The 2,647-nt window shown below is 71.9% G+C and carries 2 protein-coding genes; both read left to right on the forward strand.

The window, feature by feature from the left end; all coding sequences use genetic code 11:
* Window positions 1-87 precede the first annotated feature (87 nt).
* Window positions 88-1,137 (forward strand): phenylalanine--tRNA ligase subunit alpha, encoded by a 1,050-nt coding sequence (gene pheS, locus G6020_RS13255; RefSeq protein ID WP_120285900.1) that lies wholly within the window; start codon window positions 88-90, stop codon window positions 1,135-1,137.
* Between the two features lie 43 nt (window positions 1,138-1,180).
* The coding region (pheT, locus tag G6020_RS13260) for a phenylalanine--tRNA ligase subunit beta (RefSeq protein WP_182610942.1) at window positions 1,181-2,647 on the forward strand (1,467 nt) is incomplete at its 3' end.

Here is a 2,647-nt window from a genome sequence, read left to right on the forward strand (position 1 = left end):
GGGGGCGGAACCGGTGATCGACTAGTCTTGGCCCCGATGCGGGGCGGTCGGCGGAAGTCCGCCGTGACGGGGAGGACGAGGGCACCGGTGAGCGAAGACACAGGCGAGGTCCGGATCGACGAGGAGTCGCTGGCGCGGTACTCCGCGGACGCCGAGGCCGCGTTCGCCGCCGCGGCGGATCTCGAGGCGCTGGCCGCCGCCAAGACGGCGCACCTCGGTGACCGCAGCCCCATCGCCCTGGGTCGTCGTACCCTCGGCTCTCTCCCCAAGGAGCAGAAGGCGTCCGCGGGCAAGGCCGTCAACGTGGCACGGACCCGGGTCCAGCAGGCGTATGACTCCCGCCTGGCCGAACTGCAGGCCGAGCGGGACGCCGCCGTCCTCGTGGCCGAGACGCTCGACCTGACGGTCCCGTCGGGGCGCGCGCCGGTGGGCGCGCAGCACCCCATCACCATCATCACCGAGCAGGTCGCGGACGTGTTCGTGGCCATGGGGTGGGAGATCACGGAGGGGCCCGAGGTCGAGGCGGAGCACTACAACTTCGATGCGCTCAACTTCCTTCCCGACCACCCGGCGCGCACCCTCCAGGACACCTTCCACATCGCGCCCGAGGGCAGCCGGCAGGTGTTGCGCACCCACACCTCGCCGGTGCAGATCCGCACCATGCTCGACCGGGAACCGCCGATCTACGTGGCCTGCCCGGGCCGCACGTTCCGCACCGATGAACTCGACGCCACCCACACCCCGGTGTTCCACCAGGTCGAGGGCCTGGCGATCGACAAGGGGCTGACCATGGCGCACCTGCGCGGCGCGCTCGACGCGTTCGCCCGCGCCCTGTTCGGTCCGGAGACCCGCACCCGGATGCGGCCCAACTACTTCCCGTTCACCGAGCCCTCCGCCGAGGTCGACGTGTGGTTCCCGCGCAAGAAGGGCGGCGCCGGCTGGGTCGAGTGGGGCGGCTGCGGAATGGTGCACCCCAACGTGCTGACGGCCTGCGGCATCGACCCCGAGGAGTACTCGGGCTTCGCGTTCGGCATGGGCCTGGAGCGCACCCTGCAGTTCCGCAACGGCCTGTCCGACATGCGCGACATGGTGGAGGGCGACGTCCGCTTCTCCCTGCCGTTCGGCATCCGCTCCTGACCCGCCGCATCCACCCCCACCCCCGAAGACGAAGGACCCCACAGTGCGAATTGCGCAGTCCTGGCTGACCGAGATCCTGCAGCGGGCCAACGACGGCTGGTCCGTCAGCCCGGCCGAGCTCGACGCCGGTTTCGTGCGCGTCGGCCTCGAGGTGGAGGGTGAACCGGAGCAGTTGCCCGAGGTCGACGGCCCGCTCACCATCGGCCGTGTCAGCACCATCGAGGAGCTGGAGGGCTTCAAGAAGCCCATCCGCTTCTGTCTGGTCGACGTGGGCGGTGACGAGCCGCAGCAGATCGTGTGCGGCGCCCGCAACTTCGCGGAAGGCGACCTGGTCGTCGTCGCCCTACCGGGCACCGTCCTGCCGGGCGGGTTCGAGATCGGCAAGCGCAAGACCTACGGCAAGCCGAGTGAGGGCATGATCTGTTCGGCCTCCGAGCTGGGGATCGGCTCCGACCACAGCGGGATCATCGTCCTCGCCGAGGGCACCGCCGAGCCCGGGGACCCCGCCGGCCCGGTGTTGGCCGCGGGTGCCGGCGAGCGGGACACCGTGATCGAACTCAACGTGACGCCGGATCGGGGCTACTGCCTGTCTGCCCGCGGCCTGGCCCGCGAGCTGGCGTGCGGGTTCGACCTGGACTTCGCCGACCCCGCGGCCGAGCTCGGGCTGCCGTCGGAGAAGGAGACCTGGCCGCTCGAGGTGACCGCCGAGTCCGGTGCCCAGCGGTTCGCCCTGCGCCGGGTCACGGGAGTCGACCCGTCCGCGCGGACCCCGTGGTGGATGGCGCGCCGCCTGCTGCTCTCGGGCGTGCGCCCGATCTCCCCGGCCGTCGACGTCACCAACTACGTCATGCTCGAGCTGGGGCACCCGATGCACGCGTTCGACGCGGGGCGCCTGCAGGGCGGGCTCGTCGTCCGCCGGGCACGCGCGGGGGAGACGCTCACCACCCTCGACGACGTGGAGCGCACGCTCGACCCCGAGGACGTCGTCATCTGCGACGACCGCGGCCCGATCTCGTTGGCGGGCGTCATGGGTGGCGCCAGCACCGAGGTCTCCGCCGACACGACCGACGTCCTGCTCGAGGCCGCCGTGTGGGACACCCTCGCGGTGTTCCGGACCATCCGCCGCCACAAGCTCCCCAGCGAGGCGGGCAAGCGTTACGAGCGTGGGGTCGACGCCGCCGCGTCGATCGCGGCGTTGGACCGCGCGGCCACCCTGCTCGCCGAGATCACGGGTGGCTCCGTGGAGGCCTCTCTCACGGACGTCGGCTCGGCGCCCGTGATGCCGACGATCGCGTTCGATCCCGAGCGCCCCTCGCGGGTGGCGGGGGTCGGGTATCCGGCGGGGACCACGCGCCGCCGTCTGGAGCAGATCGGGTGCACCGTCGCCGGCGATGACGCGGTGTTGCTGGAGGTGACCGCCCCGGCATGGCGCCCCGACCTGACCCTGCCCGCGGATCTGGTCGAGGAGGTGCTTCGCCTGGAGGGACTGGAGAACATCCCGTCGGTGCTG

Source organism: Dietzia sp. B19, from assembly GCF_014145155.1.
GTDB lineage: Bacteria > Actinomycetota > Actinomycetes > Mycobacteriales > Mycobacteriaceae > Dietzia > Dietzia natronolimnaea.